Annotated in this window: 19 protein-coding genes; 14 read left to right on the top strand and 5 right to left on the bottom strand. The window is 72.6% G+C overall.

Annotated elements, in window-relative coordinates; all coding sequences use genetic code 11:
- The first annotated feature begins 56 nt into the window (after positions 1–56).
- The 3 genes from FB465_RS28415 to FB465_RS28425 all read left to right on the top strand — a co-directional run bounded on the left by FB465_RS28415 (position 57) and on the right by FB465_RS28425 (position 3,872).
- Entirely contained in the window at positions 57–1,040 is a 984-nt protein-coding gene (locus FB465_RS28415) for a zinc metalloprotease (protein ID WP_145795073.1), read from the top strand.
- Positions 1,041–1,139: 99 nt separating this feature from the next.
- Positions 1,140–1,913 carry an SDR family NAD(P)-dependent oxidoreductase gene (locus tag FB465_RS28420; protein WP_145795075.1) on the top strand — a complete coding sequence of 258 codons (774 nt, stop codon included), beginning with the start codon at positions 1,140–1,142 and terminating at the stop codon, positions 1,911–1,913.
- Between the two features lie 135 nt (positions 1,914–2,048).
- On the top strand, positions 2,049–3,872 hold the full coding sequence (locus FB465_RS28425; RefSeq protein WP_145795077.1) for an ABC transporter ATP-binding protein: 1,824 nt from the start codon (positions 2,049–2,051) through the stop codon (positions 3,870–3,872).
- A gap of 297 nt (positions 3,873–4,169) precedes the next feature.
- On the opposite strand, the gene FB465_RS28430 is transcribed toward FB465_RS28425, so the two are convergent.
- Positions 4,170–4,838 carry a lysophospholipid acyltransferase family protein gene (locus FB465_RS28430; RefSeq protein ID WP_145795078.1) on the bottom strand — a complete coding sequence of 223 codons (669 nt, stop codon included), beginning with the start codon at positions 4,836–4,838 and terminating at the stop codon, positions 4,170–4,172.
- Between the two features lie 207 nt (positions 4,839–5,045).
- Here FB465_RS28430 and FB465_RS28435 point away from each other — a divergent pair, with 207 nt between their 5' ends.
- The gene (locus tag FB465_RS28435; protein WP_145795080.1) at positions 5,046–6,629 is read left to right on the top strand and encodes a Na+/H+ antiporter; all 1,584 of its coding nucleotides are present in this window, start codon (positions 5,046–5,048) and stop codon (positions 6,627–6,629) included.
- A 22-nt stretch (positions 6,630–6,651) separates the two neighbouring features.
- On the opposite strand, the gene FB465_RS28440 is transcribed toward FB465_RS28435, so the two are convergent.
- Positions 6,652–8,901 carry a bifunctional glycosyltransferase/CDP-glycerol:glycerophosphate glycerophosphotransferase gene (locus FB465_RS28440; protein ID WP_145795081.1) on the bottom strand — a complete coding sequence of 750 codons (2,250 nt, stop codon included), beginning with the start codon at positions 8,899–8,901 and terminating at the stop codon, positions 6,652–6,654.
- Between the two features lie 510 nt (positions 8,902–9,411).
- Here FB465_RS28440 and FB465_RS28445 point away from each other — a divergent pair.
- The 4 genes from FB465_RS28445 to FB465_RS28460 all read left to right on the top strand — a co-directional run bounded on the left by FB465_RS28445 (position 9,412) and on the right by FB465_RS28460 (position 12,428).
- A complete protein-coding gene (locus tag FB465_RS28445; RefSeq protein ID WP_145795083.1) occupies positions 9,412–10,314 on the top strand; it encodes a hypothetical protein in 903 nt (300 codons plus the stop codon).
- Positions 10,315–10,517: 203 nt separating this feature from the next.
- The gene (locus tag FB465_RS28450; RefSeq protein WP_145795085.1) at positions 10,518–10,784 is read left to right on the top strand and encodes a hypothetical protein; all 267 of its coding nucleotides are present in this window, start codon (positions 10,518–10,520) and stop codon (positions 10,782–10,784) included.
- A gap of 143 nt (positions 10,785–10,927) precedes the next feature.
- A complete protein-coding gene (locus FB465_RS28455) occupies positions 10,928–11,350 on the top strand; it encodes a YjbQ family protein (RefSeq protein WP_145795086.1) in 423 nt (140 codons plus the stop codon).
- Between the two features lie 73 nt (positions 11,351–11,423).
- Positions 11,424–12,428 (top strand): IS5 family transposase, encoded by a 1,005-nt coding sequence (locus FB465_RS28460; protein ID WP_145795088.1) that lies wholly within the window; start codon positions 11,424–11,426, stop codon positions 12,426–12,428.
- A 67-nt stretch (positions 12,429–12,495) separates the two neighbouring features.
- Here the strand turns inward: FB465_RS28460 and FB465_RS28465 are convergent, their stop codons facing one another.
- Positions 12,496–14,766: an MMPL family transporter gene (locus tag FB465_RS28465; RefSeq protein WP_145795090.1), complete on the bottom strand. Its 2,271-nt coding sequence runs from the start codon at positions 14,764–14,766 to the stop codon at positions 12,496–12,498.
- Between the two features lie 175 nt (positions 14,767–14,941).
- On the opposite strand from FB465_RS28465, the gene FB465_RS28470 reads away from it, so the two are divergent.
- From FB465_RS28470 to FB465_RS28480, 3 genes are all read left to right on the top strand, one after another.
- Complete coding sequence (locus tag FB465_RS28470; protein ID WP_145795092.1) at positions 14,942–16,114, top strand: sensor histidine kinase; 1,173 nt, start codon at positions 14,942–14,944, stop codon at positions 16,112–16,114.
- A complete protein-coding gene (locus FB465_RS28475) occupies positions 16,089–16,751 on the top strand; it encodes a response regulator (RefSeq protein ID WP_145795093.1) in 663 nt (220 codons plus the stop codon). The genes FB465_RS28470 and FB465_RS28475 overlap by 26 nt, the downstream gene beginning before the upstream one ends.
- A gap of 347 nt (positions 16,752–17,098) precedes the next feature.
- On the top strand, positions 17,099–17,302 hold the full coding sequence (locus FB465_RS28480; protein WP_145795095.1) for a hypothetical protein: 204 nt from the start codon (positions 17,099–17,101) through the stop codon (positions 17,300–17,302).
- Between the two features lie 22 nt (positions 17,303–17,324).
- On the opposite strand, the gene FB465_RS28485 is transcribed toward FB465_RS28480, so the two are convergent.
- Together FB465_RS28485 and FB465_RS28490 are read right to left on the bottom strand one after the other, a co-directional pair.
- Positions 17,325–20,360, bottom strand: coding sequence for an AAA family ATPase (locus FB465_RS28485; RefSeq protein ID WP_145795097.1), 3,036 nt, complete (start codon positions 20,358–20,360; stop codon positions 17,325–17,327).
- Complete coding sequence (locus FB465_RS28490; protein WP_145795099.1) at positions 20,357–21,526, bottom strand: exonuclease SbcCD subunit D; 1,170 nt, start codon at positions 21,524–21,526, stop codon at positions 20,357–20,359. Before FB465_RS28490 ends, FB465_RS28485 begins: the two co-directional genes overlap by 4 nt.
- Before the next feature lie 167 nt (positions 21,527–21,693).
- On the opposite strand from FB465_RS28490, the gene FB465_RS28495 reads away from it, so the two are divergent.
- From FB465_RS28495 to FB465_RS28505, 3 genes are all read left to right on the top strand, one after another.
- A complete protein-coding gene (locus FB465_RS28495) occupies positions 21,694–22,707 on the top strand; it encodes a hypothetical protein (RefSeq protein WP_145795101.1) in 1,014 nt (337 codons plus the stop codon).
- 213 nt (positions 22,708–22,920) lie between these two features.
- Positions 22,921–23,520 carry an NUDIX hydrolase gene (locus tag FB465_RS28500; RefSeq protein WP_211785876.1) on the top strand — a complete coding sequence of 200 codons (600 nt, stop codon included), beginning with the start codon at positions 22,921–22,923 and terminating at the stop codon, positions 23,518–23,520.
- Between the two features lie 144 nt (positions 23,521–23,664).
- On the top strand, positions 23,665–24,462 hold the full coding sequence (locus FB465_RS28505) for an SGNH/GDSL hydrolase family protein (RefSeq protein ID WP_145795103.1): 798 nt from the start codon (positions 23,665–23,667) through the stop codon (positions 24,460–24,462).
- Positions 24,463–24,515: the final 53 nt, after the last annotated feature.

Raw genomic sequence — 24,515 nt, forward strand, 5'->3', positions numbered from 1 at the left:
GTAGCCTCTGCTCGGCGGCCGTCGGCCGCCACCCCCACACTCCCCCAGGAGAGCAGATGCGTCGATCTGTCCGCGTCCCCAGCAGACTTCTCAGCGTCGCCGTCCTCGCCGGCACCCTCAGCCTCGCCCAATTCGCGGCCCCGACCGCCTTCTCGGTGTCGGCGGCACCCGGTGCGGCCGCCCAGTGCGTGGACGGCGGCGAGCAGGACGCGTCCGCGCGCCGCGCGGCCGGGAGCACCTCGCACGAGCCGAACGCCGTCACCGACGCCCAGGCCAAGGCGATGGACGCCGACCTCCAGGCCAAGGTCGACCACCTCCGCAAGTCGCCCGAGGGCGGCAGGCTCCTCTCCGGCGCGCTCGCCGCCACCACGATCCCCGTCTACGTCCACGTGGTCCACGACGGCACCACCGGAAAGCTCACCTCGACCGACATCGCCAAGCAGATATCCGTCCTCAACGCGGCATACGGCGGCCAGGGTTCCGGCAACACCGCCAGCCCGTTCCAGTTCCAGCTGGTCGCCACCGACTACACCGACAACTCCTCCTGGTACAACGGAATCTCGCCCGGCTCGACCGCCGAGAAGCAGATGAAGAGCACCCTGCGCAAGGGCGGCGCGGGCACGCTCAACGTCTACACGGCCAAGCTCGGCCAGGACCTGCTCGGCTGGGCGACCTTCCCGAGCTCCTACAAGTCGAACCCGAGCGACGACGGAGTCGTGATCCTCGACAGCTCGCTGCCGGGCGGCTCGGCGGCCAACTACAACGAGGGCGACACGGCCACCCACGAGATCGGCCACTGGCTCGGGCTCTACCACACCTTCCAGGGCGGCTGTAACGGCAACGGCGACTACGTCTCCGACACCCCGGCCGAGAAGAGCGCCGCCTTCCAGTGCCCGGTGGGCCGCGACTCGTGCGCGAGCAAGCCGGGTGTCGACCCGATCAAGAACTTCATGGACTACACCTACGACTCCTGCATGACCCAGTTCACCGCGGGCCAGGTCGCCAGGATGACCAACTCCTGGGCCGCGTACCGCGCCTGACCCGGCGCCGATGAACGCGCCGCCCGCACCGGTGGAACGTGCGGGCGGCGCGCGGGTGCCGTGGTGCGCATCGGGATTACCACCCAGTACGGTCGGTTCATGACCACTGCCCTCATCACCGGCGCAACCGCCGGAATCGGCGCCGCCTTCGCACGCCGCCTCGCCAAGGACGGCCGCAACCTCGTCCTGGTCGCGCGTGACACCGGGCGGCTGGCGGCCTCGGCCGCCGAGCTGAGCAAGACGTACGGCGTCGAGGTGGAGACCCTCGCCGCCGACCTGGCCACCGACACCGGGATCACCGCAGTCGAGGAGCGCCTGCGGGACGCCGGGCGCCCGGTCGACATCCTGATCAACAACGCCGGCTTCGGAAACAAGGGCGCCTTCCTGACCGTCCCGCTGGAGGCCGAGCTGGACATGCTCAAGGTGCATGTCGAGGCCGTCCTGCGGACCACCACCGCCGCTCTGCCGGGCATGCAGGAGCGGGGCAGGGGCGGCATCATCAACGTCGCTTCCGTCGCGGCCTTCCTGCCGCGCGGTACCTATGGGGCGACCAAGGCCTGGGTGGTCAGCTTCACCCAGGGCATCGCCCGGGACGTCGGCGGCAGCGGGGTGCGCCTGCTCGCCCTCTGCCCGGGCTTCACCCGCACCGAGTTCCACCAGCGCGCGGGCATGGGCACCTCCAACATCCCGGCCTGGAGCTGGCTCTCGGCCGAGCGCGTGGTGGACGAGGCACTGCGCGACCTGGCGCGCGGCCGCTCGCTGTCCGTCCCGGGCAAGCGCTACAAGGCGATCGTGGCGGTCAGCCGGCTGCTGCCCTCCGGCAAGCTCGGCGGGGTCTCCTCCAAGGCGGCGCGCACCTACCGCACCGACTGACCTACCGCACCGACTGAGGGGCGGCCGTGGCAGGCTGGCAGGAATAGACGGTACCTCATTATTAGCTTGGCTAACTATGAGCTATTCTCTGTATGCTGGCAGCCTGCCGGCACCCGTACCCCCAGGAGGTCGCCCTTGAGGCCCGACGGCATCAACTGGACCCCGCCCGCCCGCGCGGAGGGCGAGCCGAAGCCGCCTGCGCAGCTGCGGCGGATCCTGGCGCTGTTCCGCCCGTACGCGGGCCGGCTCGCCGTGGTCGGGCTGCTCGTGGCCGCCTCGGCGGTCGTCTCGGTGGCCACGCCGTTCCTTCTGCGCGCCGTGCTCGACACCGCAATCCCGCAGGGCCGTACCGGGCTGCTCAGCCTGCTCGCGCTCGGCATGATCGCGGCGGCGGTGGTCAACAGCATCTTCAACGTGCTGCAGACGCTGATCTCCACCACCGTCGGCCAGCGCGTGATGCACGACCTGCGCACCGCGGTCTACACGCACCTGCAGCGGATGTCGCTGGCCTTCTTCACCCGCACCCGCACCGGCGAGGTGCAGTCCCGGATCGCCAACGACATCGGCGGCATGCAGTCCACCGTCACCTCCACCGCGACCTCGCTGGTCTCCAACGTAACCAGCGTGATCGCCTCGGTGGTCGCGATGCTCGCCCTGGACTGGCGGCTCACCGTCGTCTCGCTGCTGCTGCTCCCGGTCTTCGTCTGGATCAGCCGGCGGGTCGGCAGCGAGCGTAAGAAGATCACCGGCGAGCGGCAGAAGCAGCTCGCCGCGATGAGCTCGGCCGTCCAGGAGTCGCTCTCGGTCAGCGGTGTCCTGCTCGGCCGCACCATGGGCCGCTCGGACTCGCTGTCGAAGGAGTTCACCGAGCAGTCGGACGAGCTGGCTGACCTGGAGGTCCGGTCCAGCATGGCCGGGCGCTGGCGGATGTCGACCATCGGGATCGTGATGGCCGCGATGCCCGCCGCCATCTACTGGGCGGCCGGGCTGGCCGCGGCCGGCGGTGCGCCGATCGTCTCCATCGGCACCCTGGTCGCCTTCGTCTCGCTCCAGCAGGGCCTGTTCCGGCCCACCGTCAGCCTGCTCTCCACCGGCGTCCAGGTGCAGACCTCGCTGGCGCTGTTCCAGCGGATCTTCGAGTACCTCGACCTGCCCGTCGAGATCGCCGAGCCGGCCAGGCCGGTCCGCCTCGAGCAGGTCCGAGGGGACGTCACCTTCGAGGGCGTCGAGTTCCGCTACAACCCCGACCAGCCGCGCCCCACCCTGGCCGGCGTCGACCTCAGGGTGCCCGCGGGCACCTCCCTCGCCGTGGTCGGCGAGACCGGCTCGGGCAAGACCACGCTCAGCTACCTCGTCCCGAGGCTGTACGACGTCACCGGCGGCCGGGTCGCCATCGACGGGACGGACGTGCGGGAACTCTCCTTCGAGACCCTGGCCGACGCGGTCGGCGTGGTCTCCCAGGAGACGTACCTCTTCCACGCCTCGGTAGCCGACAACCTGCGCTTCGCCAAGCCGGACGCCACCGACGCCGAACTGGTCGCCGCGGCCGAGGCGGCGCAGATCCACCAGATGATCGCGGGGCTGCCGGACGGCTACGACACCGTGGTCGGCGAGCGGGGCTACCGCTTCTCCGGTGGCGAGAAGCAGCGGCTGGCCATCGCCCGGACGATCCTGCGCAACCCGCCCGTCCTGATCCTGGACGAGGCCACCAGCGCCCTGGACAACCAGACCGAGCGAGCCGTCCAGCAGGCGATCGACGCGCTGGCCGTCGGCCGTACCACCATCACCATCGCCCACCGGCTCTCCACGGTCCGGGGCGCGGACCAGATCGCTGTGCTCGATGCGGGGGAGGTGGCCGAACTGGGTACGCACGAGGAGTTGCTCGCGCTGGGGGGCCGCTATGCGGCGCTGCTGCGGCGGGAGCTGCCTTCGGGCGCGGCGGAGTTCGCGATCGTGTAGGGACATCCTGGCAGCGGGGAGCTGCAACGCGTCGGGGCAACCAAGGAGGGGCGCGGGGAACTGCGCTGCCAGCCAGGCACCTCCGTAGGGCCCTGATCGCGCACGCAGTTGATCAAACAGAGCCCCGCGCCCCTGGGTGGTGCATGGCGCAGGTGTGAGCGTGCGTGCGGCGACGTGGGGGCCTGGTCGCGCAGTTCCCCGCGCCCCTTTTGGGCATGCCCCTGAGCGAAGGTTCCCCCCGCCCCTCGGGCATGCCCCTGAGCGAAGGTTGGCCGTGCCCCTGGGTGAGTTGTCCCGTCAGGCGGCCATGGGGCGCTCGTTGTAGACCTCGGCCGTTTCCTGGCCGGAGAGGGCCTGGATGGCGGCCATGACCTCGTCGGTCACCTGGCGGCGGGCCTTGGCCGTGCGCGCCTGGCCGTGCAGTTCGGAGAAGTGCAGCGGCTCGCCGAAACGGACCGTCACCTTGCGCAGGCGGGGGATGCGCTTGCCGACCGGCAGGATCTGCTCCGGCCCCTCCAGGGCCACCGGCACCACGGGCACCCCTGCGGTCAGCGCCAGCCACGCCACGCCGGTCTTGCCCCGGTACAGGCGCCCGTCGAGCGAGCGGGTGCCCTCCGGGTAGATGCCGAAGGCCTTGCCGTCGCGCAGGATCTCCAGGGCCGACTCCAGCGAGGCCTGCGCGGAGCGGTACGTACCGCGCTCGACCGGCACCGCGTTGATCGCGCCGAAGAACGCGCGGGAGAGCGCGCCCTTGACCCCGGTACCGGTGAAGTACTCGGCCTTGGCCAGGAAGAACACCTGACGCGGCGCCGTCAGCGGGATCACCACGCTGTCGATGAACGAGAGGTGGTTGCTGGCGAGGATCACCCCACCATCACGCGGCACGTTCTCCAGGCCCTCGATGACGGGGCGGTAGACCGCCTTCGCCACCGGCTTGAGCACGAGCTTCGTGATGAGGTTGATCATGGACCCTCCCTGGCCGGCTGACGTCCCCGGCTCACGACGGGGCCGAGGTCAGTCCGCAGAGTACGACATGCCCCCCGCCGTCCGTCCACCGAACCGGTCCGTGGACGGCTGCGATCCTCGTCACGCCCTGCGTATGGTTGTGCGCGAAATCGATCAACCGGGTGACGCCGCATCGGCACCCGTGGACCCGAATGGAGGCGTGTCGCGGTGACTGGTGTCACGACCGTCCTGCTGCTGGTGGTGCTGGCGACCCTGGTCGCCACCGGCGCGCGGCGGTGGAGCGTTCCCGCCCCGTCGCTGCTCGTGGTGGCGGGTGTGCTGGTCGGGGCGCTGCCGTTCGTGCCCGGCATCGAGGTGCCGCCCGAGGTGATCAGCGTGGCGGTCCTGCCGCCGCTGCTCTACGCCTCGGCGGAGGAGATCTCCTGGCGGGAGCTGCGCGCGGTCTGGCGGCCCGTCACCGTGCTGGCGCTCGGCCTGGTCCTGGCCTCGGCCTTCAGCGTCGGGGCGATCGCGAGCGCCATCACTCCGCTCTCCCCGTCGATGGCCTTCGTCCTGGGCGCCGTGCTGGCCAGCACCGATCCGGTCGCGGTCACCGCCCTGGGCCGCCGGCTTGCCCTGCCGCCGCGGATCCAGACCCTGGTGCAGGCCGAGAGCCTCTTCAACGACGCCACCAGCCTGGTGCTGTTCAAGGTCGCGGTCTCGATGGCCGTCATGGCGGGCTCGGTCTCGGCCGCGTCCGCCGTCGGGGACTTCTTCCTGCTGGCCGGGGGCGGTGCGCTGGTCGGCGGCGCGGTGGCGGTCGTGGTGGCGTTCATCCGCAGCCGGACCGAGGACCCGGTGCTGGAGACGGTCACCTCCCTGGTCACCCCGTACGCGGCGTACGTGCTGGGCGAGGACCTGCACACCTCGGGTGTCACGGCCGTCGTGGTGGCCGGGGTCGCGCTGGGCGCGCAGAGCCACCGGCTGACCAACGCCCACATCCGGCTCCAGGTGCACGCGGTCTACCGGACGGTCGTGTTCATGCTGGAGAGCGTGGTCTTCGCGATCATCGGCCTCGAACTACCCGGCAGGATCCGCGACCTGGAGGGCGAGGAGTGGTCGTGGGCCTGGCAGGCGCTGCTCATCGCGCTGGCGCTGATCGTGATCCGGGTGCTCTGGATCGGGCCGACCGCCTGGTTCATGCAGCGGCACCGGACGCAGGCCGTCGGAGTGCCCGCCAAGCTCAGCTGGCGGGTGCCGGCGGTGATGACCTGGGCCGGCACCCGGGGGGTGATGCCGCTGGCCGCCGCGCTCACCATCCCGTTGACCGCGGACGACGGCGCGCCGCTGCCGGGCCGGGAGCTGGTGCTGGTGCTCACCACCTCGGTGGTCGCCTTCACCCTGGTCGTGCAGGGCTTCACGCTGGCCCCGGTGGTACGGGCCTCCGGCATCGCGCTGGAGCCCGAGGACACCGCGCGGGAGGAGGCCCAGGCCGTCAACCGCATCCTGGTCGCCGCACTGGACCGGCTGGAGGAGATGACCGAGGCCGACGCGGTGTCACCCGTGGTCGCCGACCGGATGCGCCGGGATCTGCAGGCCAGGATCGACCAGGCGCAGCTGGCCCTGTCCGACCAGGAGGCCGAGGCCGACACCGAGACCCTCACGGCCTACCGCCGGCTGCGCCGCGACCTGATCGCGGTCGAGAGCGCCACGCTCCAGCGCCTGTACGCCGAGCACAAGGTGAGCGACCCGGTCCGCGGCACTCTCCAGCGCGCGCTGGACCTCGAGGAAGCGGGCCTGGGGGAGTTCTGACGCCTCGGCCCTCAGGCCGTCCTCAGGCCGTCAGCTCCGCCGTCCCCGTGAGGGGGCTGCGCGGCCCGCCGACCGGGAAGACCCGGCGGACCACGCGCTCGGCGGCCCCGCCGTCGTCCCACGGGCAGAAGCGCTTGCGGAAGGCCGCCCGCGCCTCCGGCGCCGGGTCGCCCGCGAGCAGTGCCTCGGCCAGCTGCGCGGCGTCGGTGGCCAGCGCGCCGGGGGGCTCGGCCATCAGGTCGAAGTAGACGCCGCGCACCCGGCGGTACTCCGCCCAGTCCGGGGCGAAGACGACCACGGGCCGGTCCAGCACGGCGTAGTCGAACATCATCGAGGAGTAGTCCGTGACCAGCACGTCGGCCGCCAGGTAGAGGTCCTCGACCGTGGGATGCCCGGAGACGTCCAGTACGGCGGCAGCCTGCTCACCGGTCGTCAGCTCCCCGGGCCCGCCGCTGTCGAAGTAGTGGGTGCGCACCAGCAGGGTGTACCCGGGGCCGAGCCGCTCGGCCAGCTCGCGGAGGTCCAGCAGCGGTACGTACCCGCCCTGGCCCTCGCGGTGGGTGGGGGCGTACAGCACCGCCCGCTGCCCCTCGGCCAGGCCGAAGCGCTCGCGCATGGCCGCGACCTCGGCCGGGGTGGCGACGGCGAGCCGGTCGTTGCGCGGGTAGCCGGTCTCCAGCAGCTCGTAGCGGCCGGGGTAGGCCCGGCTGAAGTGCTCGCTGGTGTGCGGGTTGGGGGAGACCAGGTAGTCCCAGCGGGAGACGGCCTCGCGCAGCCGGTCGAAGTCCATCCCGTCGGCGGCCACCGGATGGTCCATCAGGTCCATGCCCATGGCCTTGAGCGGGGTGCCGTGCTGCGTCTGGACGTGCACGGTGCCCGGCCGTTTGGCCATGGTGTGCGGGAAGTTGACGTTGTTGACGAAGTACTTGGCGGTGGCCATCGCGCGCAGGTACGCCGGGCTGTTGACGATCACGTACGGCACGCCGGCCGGCAGCGTCGCCGCCTGTTCCCGGGTCTCCAGTACCCAGACGCCGCGCACCTGCGGCGCCAGTTCGCGGGCCTTCTCGTAGATCGCGGCCGGGTTGCAGCCGTAACCCCGGTGCCAGTAGGCCGCGTAGACGGCGAGGTGCTCGTCCAGCGGCAGCCGCCGGAAGGCGTTGTACGCGGTGAAGCGGGCCCCGCCCCGCACGCCCCGCCGGACGGCCGGGGCGACGGCCCTCGCCCGGCGCCGCAGGCCGCGCGGTAGGCGGCCGGTGCGCCGCAGCTCGCCGTACGCACGCTGGGCGCCCCGGGCCGCCAGGCGGTACTGGAAGCCGCGCAGCCCGGAGGGGAAGTGGTAGCCGGGCGGGCGGTGGCGGGCGAAGTGGTCGGCGATCCGCCGGAAGAACTCCGCCCGCAGCTCGGTCGGGACGAGACCGGGCGTGTCGTAGACGGTGAGGGCCTGCTTGACGGTGCGGTCGAAGACCAGGCTGCGCAGGTGCTGGTCGGGGCCGTGCTCGTCCGCGAAGGCGGTGTGCTCGTTCAGGAAGGTGAAGATGGCGTCGTACTGCGCGAAGGCGTCCGCGTGCTTCGGCGAGGCGGTGTTGGTGATCGCCCCGGGGCGGCCCCGGCGGTAGTTGTAGCAGGGGCGGTCGAGGTAGCGCAGGCGGCGGGCGGCGAGCAGTGCCGGGTAGGTGACCGAAATGTCCTCGTAGTAGCCGCGCCCGAAGGAGACGCCGAGGCCGAGCAGGAACTCGCGGCGGAAGATCTTGTTCCAGACCGCCATCACGGTCTGCAGCAGGGCCGGGTGCTCGCGCGCCGTGCAGCCCTCGACCAGCGGCGAGCCGCGCAGCAGGTGGCGCCAGGGGTTGGGCTCGGTGCTGCCGTCGGGGTAGACGTGGGTGAAGTCCGTCAGCAGGACGTCCGACGGGGTGTCGGCCGCCTGCTCGCGTTCCAGCTCGGCGAGCAGGGCCGGCAGGGTGGCCTCGGGGATCCAGTCGTCGCTGTCGACGAACCAGACGTAGCTGCCGCTCGCCTCGGCCAGGCCGACCGTGCGGGCGCCGCCGAGGCCCTGGTTCTCGGTGAGGTGCAGGACGTGCAGGCGGGGGTCGAGGGCCGCGTACTCGTCCAGGACGGCGCCGCAGCCGTCGGGGGAGCGGTCGTCCACCGCGATGATCTCCACGGCGGCGCTGGAGTCGAGCGGGGTGGCGCCGAGCCCGAGTGAGTCGAGGCAGCGCGGCAGGAAGCGCTCCACCCCATGGACTGGCAGCACAATGCTGAGGAGGGGACTCACGCTCGTTCACTCCGCGATGGGTGCTTGGCTGTCGGCATGCCGCCCGGTACCGACACTGTACCGAGCGGGGGTGACCCGGGGGTTCGCTCGCGGTGGAGTCGAAGTGGCGCGCAGGTGGCCTGGAGGCGGCGGAAAATGCGACCGCCGGTGCCGCGCCGTGCGAGCGGCGGCACCGGCAGTCCGGTGGCGGCCGGACCGACCCTCAACGGTCGGCCGCCGATCCGTACACCATGAGGAGTCGGGCCGACGCAGCGTCGAGACGGCCGGGCAGTGACTCACTGCTGGTGTCGGAAGTTCTTTTCATCTGTCGAAATCATTCGACCGAGTGAACCCGGTGGGTGGCCCGGGCTTCCGTGTCGATACAGATATTGCTTGTAGGTTTCGGCCGCGTCAATCCCCCGGATGTGTTCAATTCCTGAAGTCGCGTCCAGGTCATTGCCGAGGCGGCTGGAGGCTCCTATATTGACATGCAGTCTCATAAGGATCGCCGTCCTTCCCTCAGGAGCGCCAGTGAGCCGGCAGCCGAACCTCCCGCGCCAGGTCAGCCCGGCCCTCAAGGCGCTGATGCTGGTGCCGCTCGCACTGGCCGCCGGTTACGTCTTCCTCACTCTCACCTTCCTCAGTGACAGCACCGCGAGCTTCTTCGCCTGGCGGATGTCGCCCGTGACCGCGGCCCTCGTCGGCGCCGCGTACGGCGGCAGCTGCGCGATGCTCGCCCTGGCCGTACGCGCGCGGCAGTGGGTCAGGGTGCGGGTGGCCGTCACGGCGAGCTCGCTCTTCATGCTGCTGATGCTCGGCGCCTGCCTGCTCGGGCGCGGCACGCTGCAGCTGACCGGGGGTGCGGCATTCGCCGTGCTGGCGGCCTGGGTCTGGCTGGCCGTGCACGCCGCGGCACCGCTCATCGGGCTCGTGGCGCTCGCCGCGCAGTGGCGGGTGAAGGGAGGGGAGCCGCCTCGGCCGCCGCGCCTGCCCTGGTGGGTCGCGGCCCCGGTCATCGGCAACGGATCGGTCGTCACGGCGGTCGGCCTGGTCCTGTACGCGCTGCCCGGGCCGGCCGTACGGCACTGGCCGTGGGAGGTGAGCGCCCTGGACGTTCGAGTGATCGGCGCCTGGTGCCTGGCCTTCGGGGCGGCCCTGCTGCTCAGTTGGCGCGAGGCCGAGCTGCGCCGGGTACGGAACGGCATGGCGGCCCTGGTCGGTACGGGCGTCCTCGGGCTGGCCGGCCTGGTCCGGTTCGCGGACGAGGTGAGCTGGAGCTCGCCCGGAGCCTGGGCTGTGGTGCTGGTGCTGCTCACCTTCACCGGGCTCGGACTGTCGGGTGTCGGGGTGTCCGTACTACTGGACCCGCCGGAGGTGCCCGGAGCTCCGGGAGCACCCGAGCCGCCGGTCGTGCGACGGGCGCGTACCGCCTGATCAGCACGCATGGCCGGGCGCAGTTCACCACCATCTCACCACCGTTGATGCGCAGTCGTGACCGATACCACGGCCATCTGGTGAAGCGTCAGTTCGCTTCGCACGATACGGTGGCAGAACACCAGGACGGTTGCGCGAAGGCCGTCTCACACGGATAGTCTTCGCCTCACGGCCCTGGCGCCTCGTAGGGGTGGGAAAAACTGATGGAACACATGCAAGTGCGGAGTCGGCCCCGGGTGCCGGCGATCCAGTGCGGTGTCGGCGCGACCGGCCGTCGGATCGACCGTCATCTGTCGGTGCTCGGTGCACCGGCGCTCTCGACGGTGGACACCGCCGAGGCGCTCGGCCTGATAAGAGAGCTGACGCCACGCGGCGTCAGCACTCCGGCCGCCCCGCGCCGTACCGCGCGGGTGTCGCTGCTGGCGCCCCTGCGTCGGCTGCGGCGGAGCCTGTTCGGCGGGCGCGGCTAGGAATTCCGGCCCCGCGCCCGGCGAGGCGACCCGATGGACTCGACGGTCCATCGGGTCTCTGGCGTTCCCGGCGAGCTGTTTTCCTCAGTCCGTCCGGCGTGCTGGGCGGCACTGTCCGGTCGACGGTGGGCCAGGATGGCACCATGGCGGACACGTTTCACTCCATCACCTTCGACCTCACCACCGGCACGGCCGAGGTCGCCCTCGACATCACCGACCGCTGCACGGCCTTCCTGAACACGGCGGCCGCCGGGCGGGACGGCCTGCTCAACGTCTTCGTCCCGCACGCCACGGCAGGGATCGCCGTGATCGAGACCGGCGCCGGCAGCGACGACGACCTGCTGGCCATCCTGCGCGAGCTGCTGCCGGCCGACAACCGCTGGCGGCACCGGCACGGCAGCCCCGGGCACGGCCGCGACCACGTCCTCCCGGGACTGGTCGCCCCGCACGCCACCCTGCCGGTGATCGGCGGACAGCTGGCGCTGGGCGTCTGGCAGTCGGTGGTCCTGGTGGACACCAACGGTGACAACCCGCGGCGGACGGTGCGGCTCACCTTCCTCGGCTAGGGCGCGTATCGAGTCGTGATCAATTTGCGGGATGTGCCTTCGTGGTACGGTCCGGTCCGATAGACGGTCTTACGTGACGCGAGTGCAACTGACCGATCCGGATTGGGAGTTCATCGAGAGGTACCTGCCGATCGGCGAGTACGGCCCGTACCCCGAGCGACTGCGGCAGCAGTTCGAGGGCGTGATCTGGCGGTTCAAGACGGGCGGGCAGTGGCGGGAGATGCCGACGGAGTTCGGCGCCTGGTCGACCGTCCACAACCGCTTCCGGCAGTGGCGTGACGCCGGCGTCTTCGAGGCCCTGCTGGAGGGCCTGATCACGGAAGCCGCGAAGCGGGGTGAGGTGGACCTGTCCCTGGTCAGCATCGACTCCACCATCGCCCGAGCCCACCACGACGTGGCCGGGATGCACCTCGACGAGGACGTCGTCACCGCCCTGGAGAAAGCCGCGGCCGGGGAGGAAGAAGGCCCGGTCAAAGGGGGCGGCCTCGAAGAGCAAAACGGGCAAGAGACCGAAAGTGATCCCGCGCTGGAAGAACGACGACGCATCCGGCGTCGGCGGAAACTCCGGCTGAAGGCCGCCCTCCTCGGACGTTCCAGAGGCGGGCAGACCAGCAAGGTCCACCTCGCCGCCGACCGCAAGTGCCGCCCGCTGGCGTTCATCCTGACCACAGGCCAGGCAGCGGACAGCCCGCAGTTCATCCCCGTCCTGAAGAAGGTACGGGTACGCGGGCCCGTCGGCCGACCCCGCATCCGGCCGGACGCGGTCGCCGGGGACAAGGCGTACTCGTCCCGCGGAAACCGCGCCCACCTGCGCAAACGCCGTATCAAGGTGGTCATCCCGGAGAAGAAGGACCAGGCCGCCAACCGGAAGAAGAAGGGCTCCAGAGGTGGCCGACCCGTCAGCCACGACGCCGATCTCTACAAGGCGCGGAACACCGTCGAACGCCTGATCAACAAGCTCAAAGCATGGCGAGGCATCGCCACCCGATACGACAAGACTCCCGGCAGCTACCTCGCCGGTCTCCACCTGCGCGCCTCGATGATCTGGATCAAGGACCTCACCAGGACCACCTGCTGATCACGACTCGATATGCCCCTGGGTGACGCGCTGAGGTGCCGGACGCCAAGGGCGGGCAGGAGTTGAGTCAACGGTCAACCAGCCGTGGACGCGGGGCCTCACCCGTGGATTCCGCGTCGGTGTCGTCGGTGCCGACCGGGCCGCGGGGAAGCACCCGGTCCAGCCACTTCGGCAGCCACCAGTTGGTCCGGCCGAGGAGTGTCATGGTCGCCGGTACCAGCACCATGCGTACGACCGTGGCGTCGATGAAGATCGCGGTGGCCAGGCCGAGCCCGAACATTTTGGTGGAGGGGTCCTCGGCGACGGCGAAGGACAGGAAGACCGCCACCATGATGAGGGCGGCCGAGGTGATGATCCGGGCGGTGCGCGAGACGCCCTCAACGATCGCCGTGCCGTTGTCGCCGGTGCGCAGGTACTCCTCGCGTACGCGGGAGAGGAGGAACACCTCGTAGTCCATCGACAGGCCGAACAGGATGGCGAAGAGGAACATCGGGATGAACGACACGATCGGAACCGTCGCTTCCAGCCCGATGAGTGCGCCTCCCCAGCCCCACTGGAAGACCGCGACCATGATGCCGTAGGCCGCGCCGATGCTCAGCAGATTCAGCAGTACCGCCTTGAGCGGTACGAGTACCGAGCGGAAGACCAGCATCAGCAGCAGGAACGACATCGCCAGCACGGCGGCGACGAGCACCGGCAGGCGTTGGCTGGTGCGTTGGCCCACATCGGACAGGCTCGCGGCGGCGCCGCCGACGTGGGCCCTGGCCGGGCCGTGCCCGATCGCCGTGGGCAGCACGTCGGTGCGCAGCCGGGCGATGGTGTCGGCCGTGGCCTTGTCCTGAGGGCTGGTGGTCGGGAACACCACGAGGGTCGCGATGCCGGTGGCCCGATCGATGTGCGTCGGCGAGACGGATGCGATGCCCGGATCCGCCGCGACCGTTGCGACGAGTCGGTCCAGCACTCCCGGATCACCGGTGGGGTCCGCGGCGATGACGAGGGGACCGTTGGTGCCCGGGCCGAACCCCTCGGCGACGAGGTCGTAGGCCCGGCGCTCGGTACGGCTGGGGGGCAGTGAGCCGTCGTCGGGCAGGCCGACGCGCAGGCCGAGCACGGGCAGCGTCGCAGTCAGCAGCAGCCCCGCCGCGCCGACCGCGTACGGCACCGGGTGCCGGCTGACGTGCCCGATCCAGCGACGCCACCCGGCGGCGTGGGCGGCGCCTGCCGCCGGGGTCCGCCGCCGTGCGAGTCGGCCCGGCTTCCTGGTCTGCAGAGCCCGGCCGATCCGGCCGGCCCGGGCCAGGCGTGGGCCGGCGGCGCCGAGGAAGGCCGGCAGCAGCGTCACCGACGCGACCACCATGGTCAGAACGACGATCGAGACGGCGAGCCCGCCCACCGTCATGAACGGTACGTTCGCGACAGCCAGGCCGAGGATCGATACGACGACGGTGCCGCCGGCGAAGACCACGGGCCTCCCCGCCGTGGCCACCGCTCGCCCCGCCGCCTCGCGGGGATCAAGCCCGCGCGCGAGGTACTCCCGGTGCCTGGCGAGCACGAACAGCGCGTAGTCGATGCCCACTCCGAGCCCGACCATGCTGCCCAGGACCGGTGCGAAGGTGGGGACGTCCGTCACCCCCGCCAGTACTGTCATCGTGGCGACCCCGACGGTCAGTCCGAAGACCGCCATGCCGATCGGGAGCGCGGCGGCGACGAGCGAACCGAACGCCAGGAACAGGATCGCGGCCGCGGCGAGGAGGCCGATCAACTCGCTCGCGCCGCCGTCGGGGTCGGAGAAGGCGTAGAAGAGGCTCCCGCCCATCTCGATACGCAGGGGCAGTTCGGCGCGCAGCCGGTCGCCGAGATCGACGAGGGCGTCGAGGTCTTCGGCCGACAGCCGGCTCTGGTCGGGGTACTGCACCCGGACGACCGCGATCCGCCCGTCGACCGAGACGAGGCCGCCGCGCACGGCGGTGTCCCCGCCTGCATCGAGTGCCCCCGCCGGGTCGCTCGTGCCGAGCACGTGCGGCAGCCGCTGCACCTCGGTCTGCAGCCGCGTGAGAGCGGTGCGCGCACTGTCGTGGTCGAAGAACGTCGCAGCGCCGTCGAGGGGGGTGACGACCACTTGGGCGGTCATCCCCTCCTGGCCGGTGCCGGCCCGCTCGATCAGTTCCGCGGCCCGCTGGGAGTCCAGTCCCGGAGCGGTCATCGAATCCGCATTCCGCCCGCCGAAGGCGACGGCGGCGAGGACCACGAGCGTGGCGGCGACCAGCCATGCCGCGATCACCCGCCAGGGATGGCGGGCGGCGCTTGCGCCCAGGCGCAACAGGGCTTTCGAGAGCATCGGGTCCTCCAACCACCTCGTCGGCCGTCCTTGTACGGCCGCCGATGCCGAGGCTCGTCGCCACGGCGCTCCGCGGCATCGGCCCGCGGGCCGCGGATCCGTCGGCCCCGGGGCGGAGTGACGACCCGTCCTTTCGGCCGATGCGCGGCACGCCGCGGTCCCTAGGCTGAGAACCGTGCTCCGAGACGACCTGCGAACCCTGTGGACCGAACCCCGGCCGCCCGACGCGCCCGCCCGGCTGCGGCAGGATTGGGCGCTGCTCGCCGCAGGCCTTGCCGGTGTGGCGCTGGAGGCCACTCTGCGCGAGAACGTCGTGTGGCGTCCGGTGGCGGTGGTGTTCGCCGTATGGCTGTGCCTGCTGCCCCTGTGGCGCCGGACCCGCCCGCTGGCGATGGCCACGCTGGGGTTCGGCTCGGTGATCCTGCTTCAGGTGGCCTCGCTCGTCGCCGCACCGCGCGAGCCCGTCGGCCTGTACACCGGCGCGGTCGTGCTCGTGCTGGTGTACGCGCTGCCCCGGTGGGGATCGGGACGGGAGATCGTGCTGGGCGGCGCGATGATCGTCGCGGCGTGCGCGCTGTGTGCCTTCACGGACGAGACCCCGGTCGTCGAAAAGGTCGTGGGCTTCCTCTTCGGGCTGCTGCCCGGCGTGGTCGGGGCTGCGGTGCGGTTCCGGGTGACCGCTCGCGAGCGGCAGTTGGAGCAGGTGCGCTCCCGCGAGCGCGAGCAGCTCGCCCGGGAACTGCACGACACGGTGGCCCACCACGTGTCGGCCATGGTGATCATCGCCCAGGCGGGCCGGGTGCTTGCGGGCACCGACCCGTCCGCCGCGGTCGAGGCGCTGGAGGGGATCGAGGAGGAAGGGGCGCGCACGCTGGAGGAAATGCGCGCCATGGTCGCCGCGCTGCGCGACCGCGGGGTCGGCGCCGAGCTGGCGCCCCCTGCCGGCGTCGCGGATCTGGAGCGCCTGGTGCGCACCCCCGGCGGTCGCATCAGGGTCGACCTGGGGCTCGACGGCGAGCTGGACACGCTGCCCCCGGCCGTGGACGCCGCCGTCTACCGGATCGTGCAGGAGTCGGTGACCAACGCGCTGCGCCACGCGGTCGACGCGACCGAGGTCGTCGTCCGGGTCGCCGCGGAACGGCACACGGTACGGGTGAGCGTGCGGGACAACGGCCGGCGCACCGGCCGGGGTCGCGACGGATACGGACTTACCGGACTGCGCGAGCGCGCGACCCTGATCGGCGGCACACTACGAGCCGGCCCGGGCACCGACCGGGGCTGGCATGTCGAAGCCGAGCTGCCGAGAGCGAGGAGCGAGAGCGGTGTCCATACGCGTCCTCGTCGCTGACGACCAGACGATCATCCGCACCGGGCTGCGGATCATGCTGAACGCCCAGCCCGGCATCGAGGTGGTCGGCGAGGCCGCCGACGGACGGGAAGCGGTACGTCTGGCCCGCGAACTGCGCCCCGACGTCTGCCTGTTCGACATCCGCATGCCCGTACTCGACGGGCTCGAGGCCACCCGTCTGGTCGCCGGCCCGGGCGTCGCCGACCCGCTGGCCGTGGTCGTCATCACCACGTTCGACCTCGACGAGTACGTCTACGGCTCGCTGCGTGCCGGCGCCCGCGGATTCCTCCTCAAGGACACGGGACCAGACCTTCTGGCCCAGGCCGTGCGGTCGGCGTCCGACGGGGAGGCGCTCATCGCGCCCAGCGTCACCGTCCGTCTGCTCCAGGCATTCGCGGACCTGCCCGCCGGCCGGCCCGCGGCCCAGCCGGTCTCACCCGTCACCGCCCGCGAGGAGCAGGTGCTCCTCGCCGTCGCTCGCGGGCTGACCAACACCGAGATCGCCGATGCACTGCACATCAGCCTCAGCACGGTGAAGACGCATCTGGCCAGCCTGATGGCCAAACTCGGTGCCCGTAACCGGGTCGAGATCGCGATGTGGGCCTACGAAACGCGCCGTGTCCTCCCCGGAACCTGAGCCGGGTGCCGGGCCATGTCCCATGAGTCCCCGCCCGGACATCAGGTGCACCGGTCGGCTCACGTCGGCTCCACGTGCCTCACCCGCCCCAGAGCGTGATGTACCAGGAGGCCGGAACTGGGACGGTGAGACACCCGATACGACAAGACTCCCGACAGCTACCTCGCCAGTCTCCGCCTGCACGCCTCGATGATCTGGATCAAAGACCTCACCAGGACCACCCGATGATCACGACTCGATACGCGCACTAGGAGGCTCAGCGCTCCTGAGGTCGTGAACGGCTGACCGCGTGCCCGAGGGCCGGGCGCTGCTTGCGGGCCGCCGGACCGTCGGGGTAGGAAGGCCGCATGACGGATGACACCCGGCACTGTGCCCTGGCACCGGCCACCGACGCCGTGCTGGCGCTGACAGCCGACCCCGGGCTCACCGGGCCGCGGGCCGACTGCGTCCAGTGCGGTGAGCCCACCGAGCTGCCCGCCGACCACCCGGGCCTCACCCTCTGCCCGCTCTGCACCTGGCAGCAGGCCCAGCGGATCGCCTGCTCGGGCTGACCCGCCGCCCGAGCAGCCGGGGTCAGCCGTCCTCGCGGGCGGCCAGGCGCAGGGTCGAGCCGTGGCGGCTCTTCCTGACCAGGAGCTGGGCGGGGATGCGCGAGCGCAGGTCGGCGACATGGCTGACGATGCCGACGGCGCGGTCCCGCTCGCGCAGGCCGTCCAGGACGTCCATCACCTCTTCCAGGGCCTGCTCGTCCAGGCTGCCGAAGCCTTCGTCGATGAAGAGCGTGTCCAGTGGCATGCCGCCGGCCTCGTCCGTGACCACGTCGGCCAGGCCGAGCGCCAGCGCGAGGGAGGCGAAGAAGCTCTCGCCGCCGGAGAGCGTCGCCGTGTCCCGGTCGATGCCCGTCCAGGCGTCGACCACCCGCAGCGCGAGGCCGGACCGCCTGTTCCCGGCCACCCGGTCGTCGCTGTGGACCAGGGTGTAGCGGCCGCCGGACATCCGTACCAGGCGGTCGCTGGCGGCGGCCGCGACCTGTTCGAGGCGGGCCGCCAGGACGTACGACTCCAGGCGCATCCGCAGCACGTTCTCGGTGGAGGTGCCTGCGGCGAGCCCGGCCAGGCGGCTGATCCGGCCGTAGCGCTCCAGGGCCGGCGCCAGCCCGGCGGCCAGCTCGGCGAGCTGCCGGCCGATCCTGGCAAGGGCGGCACAGCGCTCCCGCGCCGCCGTCTCCTCGGCCGAGGCGGCGCGCAGCCGGGCCGTCGCGTCCCTCAGCTCCTCCTGCACGGCCGTCAGGTCCACGGCGGGAAGCGCTGCCGCGGCGACCAGCTCCGGCTCGGCCAGCCGGGCCTCGGCGGCATCCCGCTCGGCGCGGATGCGCTCCAGACGCTCCTGCAGGGCCGAACGCTCGGCGGCGGGCAGCAGTGCGGCGCGCGCCGCCTCCGGGTCGGCGAAGCCCGCCGCCACGCTGACCTGGGCCAGCTCCTGCTCCGCCGCCCCGAGCCGGGCCGCCGCCTCGGAGCGGCTCCGTACAGCGGCCAGCGCCGCGGCCACCGCGTCGGCGAGCGCGCCGAGCGACGCCGCCCGGGCGGCGACCGACGGAGCGTCACCGCGCGCGGCCGAGACCCGCCGGCCGAGCTCCTGCTGCTCGGCCGCGAGGGTCTGCAGCTTGGCGCTCAGGGCCGCACTGTCCGCCGCGGCCTGGCGGAGCTGGGACTGCTGCTTGCTCTGCTCCTGCGTCAGCTGGGCGATCCGCTGGCTGATCAGCCCCAGACCGTCGGCCGCCAGCAGGGCCTCGCGTCGGCTCTGCTCGGCCGCGTCGAGGGCCTGGCCGAGCTCCGCGACGCTCTGTGCGCCGGCCGCGCCCGCCGCCGAGGCCTCGTCGACCCGCAGGGCCGTCAGGGCGGCCTCGGCCCCGGCCAGCGCCTGCTCGGCCCGGATCTGGGCGGTACGGGCCAGCTCCTCGTCCTCGGCGCGTACCTGGGTGTCGGCGGGCTGTGCGGGGGAGGGGTGGACGGCGGAGCCGCAGACCCGGCAGGGCTCGCCGCCGTGCAGTTGCCCGGCCAGCTCGGCGGCCATGCCGGTGAGCCGCCGCTCGCGCAGATCCAGGCTGTGACCACGGGCGTCCTGTGCCCGGCCGCGCAGGGTGAGCAGCTCGCGCTCGGCGTCGGTGATCCGGCCGCGCAGCTCGTCCCGGTGCCGGGCAGCGGTGAGCCGGCCGCTCAGCTCGGCCCGCTGGGCGTCGAGCTGCTCGACCTTGGCCTCGGCGGCGCGAGCGGCCGTCTGCTCCTCCTGCACGGCCTCCAGCCGGGCGTCGAAGTCGACCAGCCAGTCCTGGGCGTCCTCGGCGAGCTCCTCGGCCCGGCCGCGCTCGGCGGCCGCCTGCTCCTGCTCGCGGCCGAGCGCGGCATGGCGTCGTTCGTCGGCCCGGGCGGCCTCCAGCCTGCCGAGCTCCGCCCGCAGCTGCCGCTCGGCCTCGGCGAGCGCCTCGGCGTCCGCCCGGGCCAGCGAGGGCTCGGTGACCCCGGCCCGGCGGGCCTGCTCCGACCGCTCGGCGGCCAGGTGCGCGCCGGCCGCGCCGTCCCGCAGGCGCAGCACCGACTCGACCACGGCCGCGGCCTGAGCCTGCGTCAGCCGTCGCTGGTCATCGGCCCGTTCTTCGGCGGACTCGGCCAGCCTGGCCGCCTCCAGAACGGCCGCCCGGTGACGGCGCTGGCGGTCCGACAGTTCGTGGGCGCGCTCCTGGCGCTGCTGGGCCGCCGCGTACGTGGTCTCGGCCAGGTCGACCGCAGAGCGGGCCGCCGCGAGCTGCTCGGCCGCCCCGCCGCGCAGGATCGCGGCCCATGCCAGCACCCCGGCAGCCTGTCCGCTCGCCGAGCTGCTCGCGGAGCCGTCCTCGGCGGGCACCCAGGCCTCCGAGGGCTCCGCCGCCGGGCCGGCCGCCTCCTCCGCCCGGCCCGCGAGGTCGCGCAGCCGCAGCCGCCCGTCCTGGACGGCGGCCTCGTGCCTGCGCCGCTGCTCGCCCAGCCACCGCTCGACCAGCTCGAAGCGGCCGGTGTCGAAGAGCTGGCGCAGCAGTGCGGCCCGGTCGTTCGCGTCGGCCCGCAGGAAGCGGGCGAAGTCGCCCTGGGGGAGCAGGACGACCTGGCAGAACTGCTCGCGGCTCATCCCGATCAGCCGGCGGATCTCCTCGCCGGCCTCCTGGTGGGAGCGGCTGAGGGGCCGCCAGCCGGACGTGCCGTCACCGAGGCCGGCGCACCACTCGCGCAGCAGGGTCTGCGGCTTCTCCGTCGTCATGCCCGAGCCCCGGCGCTTGGGGCGCTGCTGCTCGGGGCTGCGGGTGATCTCCAGCCGGCGCCCGCCGAGGGTGAGCTCCAGACGGACCTCGGTGAGCACCAGCGGGTCGGCGTGGTCGCTGCGCAGCGGGTTGCCCTTACGGGCGCCCGGCACCTCGCCGTAGAGCGCGAAGCAGACCGCGTCCAGCACGCTGCTCTTGCCGGCCCCGGTGGCGCCGCGCAGCAGGAAGAGGCCGGCGGAGGAGAGCAGGTCGAAGTCGACCTGCTCGGTGCCGGCGAAGGGGCCGAAGGCCGTGAGCGTCAGCTGGTGCAGTCTCATCGGGGCAGCTCCTGCGCGCGGTCGGTGCTCTGCCGGACGCTCTCGAAGGCCTCGCGGAGCCAGCCGCGCTCCAGCTCGTCGATCTCGCTGCCGGGGCGGACGTGCCGGACGAAGCCCTCGGCGACCTCCAGGTCGGGCCGGCCGCTGACCCGGGCCGCGTACGAGGGATGCTCCTCGCCCGGTGCGTGCTCGGGCTCGAACAGCAGCTGGAGGGTGTGCGGGAAGCGCCTGCGCAGCTCGTCCATCGGGTTGGCGGGCCGCGCCGCGTCGGTGAGGGTGACCTGCACCCAGGAATCCTCGTGGGCCGCGAGCTCCGGGGCGGCCAGCAGCTCGGCGAGCCGCCCGCGCAGGCGGGCCAGCGGGCGGGGCACCGGGCAGTCGAGGCGCTCGGCGGACACCGAGCCGTCGGCGGCGAGGTCGACCAGCCACATCGTCTTGCGCTGGTGCACCTCGGAGAAGGAGTAGGCGAGCGGGGAGCCGCTGTAGCGCAGGTGCGGGGCGAGCGTCTGGCAGCCGTGCAGATGGCCGAGGGCGGCGTAGTGCACCCCGTCGAACACCGCGGCCGGGACGCTCGCCACGCCACCGACCGTGATGTCCCGCTCGCTGTCGCTCTCCTCGCCGCCGGTCACGAAGGCGTGTGCCAGCACCACCGCCCTGGTGCCGGGCGGACGGGACGCCAGATCCTCCCGGACCTGCTCCATCGCGGCGCCGAGCACCCGGTCGTGGCCGCCCTTGTCGAGGCCGAAGCGCTCGCGGGTGAGCGCGGGCTCCAGGTAGGGCAGGCCGTAGACGGCGACCGGGCCGTGCTCGTCGGCGAGCATGACGGGGACGGCGCAGCCGCCCGGGTCCGTCCGCAGGTGGATGCCGGCCCGGTCGATCAGGCCGGCGCCGACGCCGAGCCGGCGGGCCGAGTCGTGGTTCCCGCTGATGAAGACCGTGGGCACGCCGAGGGCGGCGAGCCGGTGCAGCACCTCGTCGAAGAGTGCGACCGCCTCCAGCCCGGGCAGTGCCCGGTCGTAGACGTCCCCGGCGACCAGCACGGCTTCGACGCGCTGCTCCTCGACCACCGCCACCAGGTGGTCGAGGAAGGCGCGTTGGGCATCGTGCAGGCTCTCCCGGTGGAAGGAGCGGCCCAGATGCCAGTCGGAGGTATGCAGCAGTCGCATGGTGCACGACCCTAACGGGAGCCACTGACAACGCGTGACCGTTCCGCTCTCACACCGGCGCCCGGACGATCGCCCGGAGTGACTTGTCAGTGACGCTGTGTATGTTTCCGGCGTCGGTGGCCCGACTGCAGCGGGCACTCCGACGGTCGTTCCCCGAGGGAGGGTCCATGTCGAAGAAGCACACCCCCAGGAACCAGCACGCCGACCACTCCACCCGTCCGTACCGGCCCGGCCGGCGAGGCCGCTCCCGGGGCGCGCCGCTGCGTCAGCCGGTGGCGCTCGCCGTGGCCGCCGATCCGGCCGACTACGACTGCCTGCGCCGCCACGGGATGTTCGGCGAGGCCGACTACGCCTCCTACCTGCGGCGCACCGAGGTGCAGCTCCGCGCCCTGCGCGGCCAGGGGGTGGACGTGCACCTGCGGGTCCTCGAGCCGGCCGACTTCGAGGACTTCTGCGAGGAGCACCTCCTCGACCCGCAGGACCCGGTCGCCCGGGTCGCCTACGCGGCCGACCCGGAGCTCGCCGGGGAGCCCTTCCTCTACACCGGCGAGCGGCTGGCCGGGCTGATCCCCGCCCTGCTGGAGGACCACCTGGCCAGGGTCCGGATCTCCATCGGCTGCGCGGCACTGCTCACCGCGATCGGCTGGGACGAGGAGCCGGAGGAGCGGCTGGCCGCCGTGCTGCAGTACGTCTCCGAGGTCTACCTGGCGCTCGCGGCCGGTGCCGGCGAGGGCTGCCACCGGCTGACGCTGCGCTCGGTGGGTCTGGTCGACGGGGACGAGCTCGCCGCCTCGGGGGAGCTCCGCGTCGAGGCCGGCGAGCTGTCCGCCGCCGGGCGCGGGGTGGAGGCCTTCTGCGTCACGCTGGCGGCGGCGGTGGCCGGGTACGGGGCGGGGGAGCTCCTGCTGCACGGCCCGGCCGGCGCGGGCGGTGGTCGCAAGGTGTACGGCTGGGCGCTGGTGGACGGGTGGCTGCGTCCGATGTCGGCGGTGGAGGTCGCGGCGGTGCTGGCCGCCGCGACCGGCGACGGGGCGGCCGACGGCCCGGCCGAGGCGGTCGCGCCGTGCCCCGGGTTCCCCCTGCCGATCCAGGCCCCCGCGCCGTGGGAGGGCTCCGCGCAGGCCGGGTCGGCCGAGGGGCCGTCCCCGCAGGCAGGAGGGGTGGGTGAGGCCGGCCGCTGACCGCCCCACCTGGATTCGCGCCCCGGGGCGAGGCCTCGCCCTCGCCCCGGGCCGTACCGGCACGCCATGCCCCGAGCGGCGGCCAGGACTGTTCATCGACCGCATGTTCGGGGAAGATCAACAGTCGGAGCGCGGTGCGGGCGCCGCCCGCACGGCCGACCAGGACAGACCACGTACCGCACGCCCTAGGGGCCCGACGCCGGAGGGGGACGAATGAGCCGCATCGAGTACAGCGCGGAGATCGCCGAGCTGCTCGGCCGCGTGCGGCGCCGCCCCACCGCCGGCTGGCCCTGGCGGCCGGGTGAGCCGGTGCCCGAGGGGCTGCCGGTCAAGCAGTCCTGGGGCTGGCTCTTCGTGCCGGACGGGCGGGTGCTGACCCTGGTCAACCCCAAGGACGGCGTGGTCAGCCTGCCCGGCGGCTCGCTGGAGCCGGAGGACGAGGGCGACCCGGGGGCGGCCCTGGCCCGCGAGGCGGGCGAGGAGGCCCAGGCGGTGATCGGCCCGCCCTACTACCTCGGCTACCTCTACGACCGGGTCGGCTCGGCCAACGGCGGTCACGAGTGCGCCCGAGTCCGGATGGCGGCCGCCCTGCACGCCGTCGGGCCGACCGCGCCCGACCCGGCCTCCGGCCGTCACTACCGGCGCCTCCTGGTGGCCCCCGGCCTGGCGGTCGAGCTGCTCGGCTGGGGCGCGCCCGGCCTGCGGCAGGCCCGTGCCGCCGTCACGACCGCCGTGGTCAGGCTCGGCGTCCCGGCTGCGGCCAACGAGACGATCGAGGAGCTCCCGCCCGGCGGGTCGGTCTTCCCCCGGTGATCCGGCGCCACGTCAGCTGACACTCCGTCTGGCGCGCAGTGCCCCAACTCGTCTTCTTCTCAACAACTTTGGCATGGGCACTATCCGGCCAAGCTACTGCCTGGTATCAAAAGTGTGACCCGCGTCACTCCCGTGGAGGTGCTCATGCGCCCTGCCCGTGCCGTGTCCGTCGCCAGCCTGGCGATCCTTCTCTCCCTGACCACCCTCGCCGCCGCCACCACCGCGAACGCCGCCACCGTCAACTACGCCGCACTGGGGGACTCGTACTCCGCCGGCGTCGGAGCCGGCAGCTACACCAGCGAGAGCGGTAGCTGCAAGCGCAGCACCAACGCCTACCCCTACCTCTGGAAGAACGCCCACGGCCCGTCGGCCTTCGCCTTCGCCGCCTGTTCGGGCGCGCGGACCGGGGACGTGCTCAACAACCAGCTCTCGGTGCTCAACTCCGGCACCACGCTGGTGAGCATCACGATCGGCGGCAACGACGCGGGCTTCGCGAGCACCATGCAGACCTGCGTGCTGAACAGCGAGAGCGCCTGCCTCACCGCCGTGGCGAACGCCAAGGCCTACGCCACCAACACCCTGCCCGGCCAGCTCGACCAGGTGTACTCGGCCATCCACGGCAAGGCACCCAACGCGCACGTCGTGGTGCTCGGCTACCCGCACCTGTACAAGATCGGCGGCAGCTGCATCTTCGGCATCGGTGACACCAAGCGCAGCGCCATCAACAGCGCGGCGGACGTCCTCGACGACGTCATCGCCAAGAGAGCAGCAAACGCGGGCTTCACCTACGAGGACGTCAGAGGCCTGTTCACAGGACACGAGATCTGCGCAAGTGGCACGGTGTGGCTGAACAGCACCACCTTGCCGGTCGACGAGAGCTACCACCCCAAGGCCTCCGGCCAGTCGGGCGGCTACCTGCCCGCCTTCACCGCAGGGGTCTGACGTACCACCGGTCGGCCGCACCCCGTTTCGAAGGGGTGCGGCCGACGCGTCGT

The sequence above is a fragment of the Kitasatospora atroaurantiaca genome (assembly GCF_007828955.1).
GTDB classification, from domain to species: domain Bacteria; phylum Actinomycetota; class Actinomycetes; order Streptomycetales; family Streptomycetaceae; genus Kitasatospora; species Kitasatospora atroaurantiaca.